The organism is Pseudotabrizicola sp. 4114 (assembly GCF_031457365.1).
In the GTDB taxonomy this organism is placed as follows: Bacteria; Pseudomonadota; Alphaproteobacteria; order Rhodobacterales; family Rhodobacteraceae; genus Pseudotabrizicola.
Window position 1 is genome coordinate 48,489 of the sequence record NZ_JAVDWP010000017.1, and the last position, 7,633, is coordinate 56,121.

6 protein-coding genes are annotated in these 7,633 nt (G+C 62.0%); all 6 read right to left on the reverse strand.

Translation table 11 applies throughout. The annotated features are described in order from the left end of the window. Positions 1–169 precede the first annotated feature (169 nt). The 6 genes from J2X53_RS20730 to J2X53_RS20755 all read right to left on the reverse strand — a co-directional run bounded on the left by J2X53_RS20730 (position 170) and on the right by J2X53_RS20755 (position 7,427). Complete coding sequence (locus J2X53_RS20730; protein WP_349039405.1) at positions 170–1,648, reverse strand: APC family permease; 1,479 nt, start codon at positions 1,646–1,648, stop codon at positions 170–172. A 363-nt stretch (positions 1,649–2,011) separates the two neighbouring features. Then, positions 2,012–2,980: an MBL fold metallo-hydrolase gene (locus tag J2X53_RS20735; RefSeq protein WP_349039406.1), complete on the reverse strand. Its 969-nt coding sequence runs from the start codon at positions 2,978–2,980 to the stop codon at positions 2,012–2,014. A gap of 185 nt (positions 2,981–3,165) precedes the next feature. Continuing rightward, positions 3,166–3,951, reverse strand: a complete 786-nt coding sequence (locus J2X53_RS20740; protein WP_349039407.1) for a cyclase family protein — start codon at positions 3,949–3,951, stop codon at positions 3,166–3,168. A gap of 2 nt (positions 3,952–3,953) precedes the next feature. Beyond that, positions 3,954–5,198, reverse strand: a complete 1,245-nt coding sequence (locus J2X53_RS20745) for an SDR family NAD(P)-dependent oxidoreductase (protein ID WP_349039408.1) — start codon at positions 5,196–5,198, stop codon at positions 3,954–3,956. Further along, positions 5,195–6,331, reverse strand: coding sequence for a thiolase family protein (locus J2X53_RS20750; RefSeq protein ID WP_349039409.1), 1,137 nt, complete (start codon positions 6,329–6,331; stop codon positions 5,195–5,197). Before J2X53_RS20750 ends, J2X53_RS20745 begins: the two co-directional genes overlap by 4 nt. A 145-nt stretch (positions 6,332–6,476) precedes the next feature. After that, a complete protein-coding gene (locus J2X53_RS20755; RefSeq protein ID WP_349039410.1) occupies positions 6,477–7,427 on the reverse strand; it encodes a LysR family transcriptional regulator in 951 nt (316 codons plus the stop codon). Positions 7,428–7,633 lie beyond the last annotated feature (206 nt).

Consider the following 7,633-nt stretch of genomic DNA (forward strand, 5'->3'; position numbering starts at 1 on the left):
CACCATTTTCGGGCGAAATATCACCCGTCTGGCTCGTGGCTTTTTCGCGATGCGACCACCGGCGGCGTTGGCCCGCGCGTCGCCAATTTCTGCAATGATCACCCTGGTTCTCCCCCGAGAGCAGGCACTGCGACGCATGCATCCGCAGTGCCTGTTGTTTCAGCTACAATCAGTTGGTCGTGTCTTCGATGCGAGATGCGCCAATCATTTCGTAGGCCTCTTTGCGATTGGACCTGAGCCAGAGTGCCTGCGCGAAACCGATAACCGAAGCGGCGACAAGGATCAGTGGAAGGCCGTTGACCAGAGGGGAATCCACGCCTGTGAGGGCGGAATAGTTGGTGGCTGCCAGGTAGGTGGCACCTGCAATTGCCAGGCCGCCAATGCCCGGCGCTACCGTGGTGGTCCAGCCGAAGACGCCCCGTTTGGCGAAGAATACAGGAATCCCCAGAGCCGTGAGCATCAGGAGCACCATAAGCCCGATCGAGCCGACGCCCACAAACATCGGTGATATATTCAGCAGTGGGTCCAGCCCCGCCGAGGCGGCGATGGCCGTACTGACCACCAGAACAGCACCGAGAAAAATCGCAGATACATGGGGCGACTTATAGACCGGATGGGTCTTTGCAAGGCGGGCAGGAAGCACGCCGTCACGAGCCAGTGCATAGATATAGCGGGCCGAATTGTTGAACAGGCCCAACACGGCGGCAAAGGCGCTGGTCACGACCAGCAGGCCGAACAGGGTGACGCTCCAACTTCCGAGGAAATCATTTGCGCGGGCCGTCACGAAATGCCCAGGATCAGCGGCAGCGATACTGGACACATTCAGACTACCCACCGCCGTCGAGAGACACCATGCGGTTATGGCATACAGCAGGCCCGCGATGATCACTGCGATGAACGTCGCACGCGGCACGGTGGTTTTGCGGTTGCGTGCTTCTTCCTGATAGATGGCGGTGCCTTCAAAACCGATCATGCTGTTGAAAGCATAGATAAGCGCGATGCCGAGGCCGGGCGCAAAAACGGAGGACGGGGCGAAATCGCCCAGGTTGAACGCCGGAAACCCGCTGCGCATGATTATGGCGACATTCAGCGCCATGATTGCGGCGATTTCAGCAAGCAAAGCAAATGCAAGGACTGTCGCCACCATGGTAATCCGATGGTAGGCAAGCCACACAACCAGGATGATGTTGATGAAAGCCCACAATTGCCAGGGCGTGTCAATTCCGGTGGCCATGGCGAACATGTCACCGCAGAAGAAGGCCAAGGCCGCCAGAGTAGAGATGCACAGCGCCATATAGGAAACTGCCGCCACATAGGCGGCCGGCAGGCCGATGACGCGTCCGATACTTGCCGAAATGTAAGCGTAGAATGCCCCGGCATTCTTCACATAAGGAATTTGGCGTACATAACCTACGGCGAATAGCAACATCGCGACGGCGCAAAGCAACCAGGCACCCGGCACACCGGCACCATTGCCAAATGCGAGGGCGATCGGCATCAGCGCCACCACGACAGCGAGTGGCGCACTGACAGCCAGCACCATGAAAACAATAGATGACGTGTTCAGCACGCCCCGATCAAGCTGCTCGTCACTCGCATCGGTGACTGCGGAAACGCTGCCCGCCTTTGCATTTATGGCTATCGACATATTTATCCCCGTTCCGTTGTTATGATATGTACGGAAAGCGCGCACCCGGCGGCCTTGCCACGACGCATACCGAACTCTGTCGGTTAGCCCGACTTCGACGACGTAGCGCAGATGCGGCAACCGATTTCAGGTTCCCGCTCTGCCCATGCCTTACCATCTGGATCAGAAGCGACTTCGGCTATCCCGCAGCGGCAAGGTCGAGTGCATTTTGGGTCTATTGGTCCGCACGAGCGCGCGTTCGGTGCTGCGTCGACCGGGGGTAAATAACCCAAGGGAGCCCGGGGCGGCATCTAAACAGGACCGTGCACCGACCCGCTGTCAATCGACGCGACAGGCCGGCGGCCCCTTCGGTCTGCGACAGCTTCAGCCGGCCTGATAGCGGAACGCACCATCCGTGCCGCGCCAACGCTGCGCCGCACCGGTCGCAACAAGGTGGTTCAGCAGGGCAGCAGCCATCGTGTAGTGGAAATCAAGAACGGGTTGGCCCGCCGACACGTGAAAGAGCGATGGCAGCAGGTCGGCACAGGTGACGGGGGCTGCCACTGCGCAGATGGTGCGGGCAAGGCGGCGTTGATAGGAATTCAGATGCGCCCGGACACGCCGCCCGACATCGGTGAAAGGCGCGCCGTGACCCGGAAGCGCGACAATGGTATGATCGAGGTCAGCCCAGCTCAGAAGAAATGCCATCATCTCTCCAAGCGGGTCCGCGTCAGGGGTGTCGAACGCCACACCGACATAGGGCGTCATTTCCGGCAGGATCTGGTCGCCAGTGATCAGAATGCCCAGACGATCTTCAAGAAAAAGCGCCGGACGCTGCGAGTGCCCACGGCCAAGCGCAACCCGCCAGGTCGAGCCGTCAAGGCTCAGCACCTGATCTTCGGCAAGCGGGCGATACGCGAATGGGGGAATGGTGCTGCCACCAGAAAAAGGAATGGGCACAGACGCTCCGATCTGCAAAGCGCCCATGTCGCGAAGAAAGGTCTGGCGCCACCGCGTGGCCTGGTCTTGCTCTTGCCGCGCGGCGTCCACCACGCTGGCCATCTCCTCTGGTGCAAGATGCACGCGCGCGGCAAATGCTGTTTCGAAATGGTGGACCAGTCCCATGTGGTCCGGGTGACCATGGGTGCAAAACACATCGGTGATCCGGCCAAGGTCAGGTTGATCGTCCCACACCGCCCGCGTTTCCGCATCATCTTTGCCGGTATCAAATACCGCAGTGCCGGCCACCCTCCAGGCGTTGACATGCTGCAAAGCCGGCATGTCCGACCGCATCGGCAGGACGATCCGGCGCACCCGGGCCGCGTCCAGACGTTGATCTATGGTCAGCGGCATAAGGTGGCTTGCCCCACCCTCGCCCTGGCGTGACTTGCGGGCCAGCCCCAGACCTCGCCAAGCTGGCGCGGCCTGCTGCTCAAGGGCGGTTGAAACAGGCACGGGTTCACCAGAGCCGGGGGCTCAGCCCCGGAACACGTGGATCGGCACCGCCATCGCGGGTGGCACAAACACATTCGCCGCGCTCAACCTTCGACCAGCGCAAGGATGCGCAGGGGGCTGCCCGAGCCGTCGCGGATCTTGAGCGGTGCCGCAATCAGGATTGCGCCGGTCGGCGGCAATTCGTTCAGCCGGGCAAGGCATTGCAGGCCATACTTGCCGGCGCCGTGCAGATAATGGTGGGCCGGATAGGGCGGATCAAGGTGGCCACCCTGCCCCGCATCGGTGCCGATGGTTTCGGTGCCAAAACCGAGCACGTCACGCTCCTCTACCAGCCAGTGCATCAGTTCGGCGTCAGGTCCGGGCGTATGGGCGCCGGTTTCGTCCAGATTGGCATAGGCTGCGCCGCGCTTCAGCGACCAGTCGGTGCGCAGCAACACCCAGCTTCGCGCGGGGATGCGGCCATGGCGGGCTTCCCACGCCTGAACGAAATCAACCGTCACCAGAAAATCGGCGTCACGCGCGCTTTCGGCCACGCAGTCGATCACGCAGGCCGGTGCCAGCATCAGGTCAGGTGGCATGGTGTCCACGCTGTTATGCGGCAGATAGCGGCCGGTGATCCAGTGGATCGGCGCATCAAGGTGCGTGCCGGTATGTTCCCCGAAACTGATATTGTTCCAGTACCAGCCCGGACCACCGCCGTCATAGCGCGAGATTGTCTCGATCCGCACCGGCCACGACTGGCCCAGTTCCGGCGGCATCACGATTGTCGGCGTGCCCGGTTCCAGCGTCTGGGTCAGGTCGATGACGCGGATTTTGCCGCCCGCAAGGGCCAGCGTCATTTGTGCAAGCAGGGAATTCTGGTCTGTCATGATCATTGCCGCCACAGGTCGCGTTCGATTTCCTTGGGATTGGCGCGGAACCGCTCGCGGAAATCCTTGGCCACATCGCCAACCCAGCGTTCTTCCTCGCCGGATTTGAGCGCCGCGACGATCTCATGGGCCACAGCAGAGGGCTGCACCTTTGGCGGCGGCAAATGTTCAAGCCAGTCGATTTCCATCGGGCCGGTGAAAACATCCAGCACCCGCACCCCGCTGCCACGCATTTCGGCACGCAGGGCCTGCGAGAACGACAGGGACGCGGCCTGCGTCGCCGAATAGGCGGCAAAACCCGGCCAGCTGAGATGTGCAAAGATCGACAGGACGTTGACCCAGGCGGCGGCACTGTTGTCACGATCCGCCCCCCGCGCGCGCATGATCGGGCCAAAGTGATGGGCCAGCCTGAGCGCGCCGAAATAGCTGACATCCATCGCATCGCGCGCCTTCAGCAGCTCGCCCCCTGCAAGGATGCTGCCGGGCCGCAGGTGCAACGCGTTATGGATCAGAATGTCCGTCCTGGCACCATAATCGGCCGCAACGGCCGACACGGATTGGTCATCCGCCAGATCAAGGTCAACCAGCTCGACCGCGCCCAAAGCCTCAAGCTTTGCTGCGTCGGCAAAGGGCTTCCAGCGTTCGGAAATACCGATCAACACCTTTGCCGCCCCAGACCCAAGCAGGGCCTTGGCCAGCGGCAGCGTGATGGGATTGCGGCCATCGGTGATCAGGCAACGCCGGTGCAGCGGATCGGCAACCAGTTCGCGCCAATGCGGATCGCTGTCGCTGTCGGGGGAGCCATTTTCGGGTCGGGCATAAATCACGGGCTGACCTGCCTTGTCCAGTTGCAGCGAGGCGCTGGCCCGCATGCCGGTCTGGCAGTCAGGACGCGCTTCGGCGACAATTGTGGGTCCGCAATCCAGCGCGATCAACGCCTGGCGTGCGGGGGCCAGCCGCCGGAAATACGGCTCGCCGCTGATCTGGATGGTGGTGACCGATAGCACCGTGCCGCCGTTGGGAACGGGCGTCACGACAAGATTGCCGCACAGGCATTTCGGGCAGGCATCGCGCGCAGGATAGCTGACCGTCTGGCATTCCGGGCATTGGTGCAGGGCGAACTGGCCAAGCGCTGCCGCCTGGGTCAGCCCATGGGCCGCACGGCTGCGGCCGGGCGGTGGCAGCAGCGGGGCCGTCGTGCGCGAAAGCGGGTTTTTCCGGGGCGGGCGCGGACGCTGTATGCTCATAGGTCTTCTCCCGCAAAGATGACCGCGCCCGAGGCAAGACCCCGGTCATAATTGATCATTCCAAAGCCGGAGGCGAGACCAAGGCGCGCCCCTTCGACCTGCGTCGATGCCGCCGTTCCGGTCACCTGACGGATCGTTTCGACAATGCCCAGATGCCCGCCAGCCGCGCCCGCCTGCCCGGCCGAAAGCTGGCCGCCAGTGGTGTTGTGCGGAAAGCTGCCGCCGATGGTCAGGTCGTTGTCGGCGACAAAGGCCGCGCTCTCCCCCTTGGCACAAAAGCCAAGGTCTTCGAACTGCATCATGACGATCACCGGATAGTCATCATAGGTTTGGACCACGTCAATATCGCCCGGCGCGACCCCGGCCATCCCGTACAGCTCGTCCACGTCCAGCGCCCAGCCGCCACGATACTGCACCGGGTCCTCGGGAAAGGCATTGTGCCGCTCGATGCTGGCCAAAAGCCGTGCGCCCTTCAGGCCGTGCTTTCTCATGGTGTCGCCCCGCATCAGCAGGAACGCTTCGGCCCCTGCAACCGGCATCACACAGTCAAACAGACCGAGCGGATCAACGATCGGGCGGGCGGACAGATATTCCTCCAGCGCCAGCGGTTTTTTCATGATCGCACGGGGATTGTGCAGCGCATTCTGACGCTGTGCCACGCAGACGCGACCGAAGTCCGCACGGGTGACCCCGTAGCGGTCCATGTAGGCATTGGTCAGATGGGCGAAACTGGCGTTGGCACCGCCCGCACCATGCGGATAGACCGCGTCCTGCGAAAAGCGCGTGAACCCGGCAAGGAGCTGGCGGAACGTGTCGGTATAATTGGTGTCGGCAGCAATGCAGGCCACGATATCGACATCCCCCGCCTCAAGCGCCCGCGCGGCGCGGCGTATGGCGGCGATACCGGACGCTCCGCCCATGGCCAGACTGTCGACCCAGCGTGTGGTCATACCAAAATGCTGGGTCATGGCGATGGCCGGGTCCGGTCCCAGCGTAAAGCTTGCCAGGCTTAGCCCGTCAAACCCGGAATGAGGGATGCCTGATGCATCGACCAGACCACGCAAGGCCGCGCCGATCCACCATTGGGCAGGCTTGGTCGAATAGCGCTGGTAGGTCAGGCTGACCGGGGCCACGGCGTATATGTCCGCGTATGGCCGCCGGTTTCCGCTCCGCGTCGAATGCATACTTCACCACGATCAAAACTCAGAGGTGAACCAAATCATGGTGCAACGCATGCTGGCTAGCTCGTCAGTGCAGTCATGACTTTGCCGTTCGAGGCTAAGCATCCTGTTTGGCGGGCGCGAGCCCCGACAGCTCGCTGAGAAGGGTGATAAGGCGGCCCAAGGCGGGCGAAATTTCGTCCGCACGCCAGGCAAAATGCAGATCAATAAGCACCGGCAGATCGTCCACCGGCAGCAAGGTGACGCCATCGGGCCGCCGTCGCGCCTGTCGTGCGTTAACAAAGGCAATGCCCAGCCCCATGCGCACCAGCGCCAGCATGACAGCCTCGCTTTCCGAATGGTGGATGACGTTGTACTGCACGCCCGCCGTCTGGATCGCTGCTGCCAACTGGTCATGATACTGCGGACTGGCCGCACGGTGGAACCAGATGAACCGTTCCTGCTCAAGCCCATGCAGCTTGACCGACGGCAGCAACGCAAGCGGGGAGCTGCTGGGAACAGCAAGAAAGACCGGGTGCCGCTCCAGCAGAATGGCCTCGACGTCCGGGTCCCCGATCGGAGGATTGTACAGAAAGCCACCATCCAGGCGGCGCCTGCGGATCTCTTCGATCTGCGTCATGCTGGCCATGGAGAGCAGTTCCAGCTGCACATCCGGCACCTTTTCGCGGAACGTGCGCATCGAGGTCGGCATGATCTCCGACAGCGCGGCAACCTCGATGAAGCCCAGCTTCAGATGGCCCGCCAACCCCCGCCCGACGCCCCGCACTTCTTCTATAATCTCATCCAGACTGCCCAGCAGGGACTTGCACCGCTGAAGCATGACCTGACCGGCATTGGAAAGCCGCACCCCGCGCGGAAGGCGGATGAAAAGCTCGACCCCGAGTTCTTCTTCAAGCGCAGCAATCTGTCGGCTGATGGCCGGTTGCGCAACATGGAGCACCTCCGATGCGCGACGGAAGTTCTCGGCCTGTGCGACCGCCACGAAATACCTGATTTGGCGTAAATCCATGATTTCCGATGCCCTTACGGCATCATAACCGGATTCCAATTGTATTGGAAGTCAAACCGAAACTGGTGACTCCTTAAGGGTAACAGAAATCCTTGTCAGTTTGATGACTGGCTATGGGATCAGCGCATCAGACGACCGACCGGAGGGAAAGACAATGAACGCGACAGACAAGGGCCTTCGACTGCCCCGGACCGACCTTTATGTGAATGGTGCGTGGGTCAAGGCCAGCTCTGGCAAGACCATCC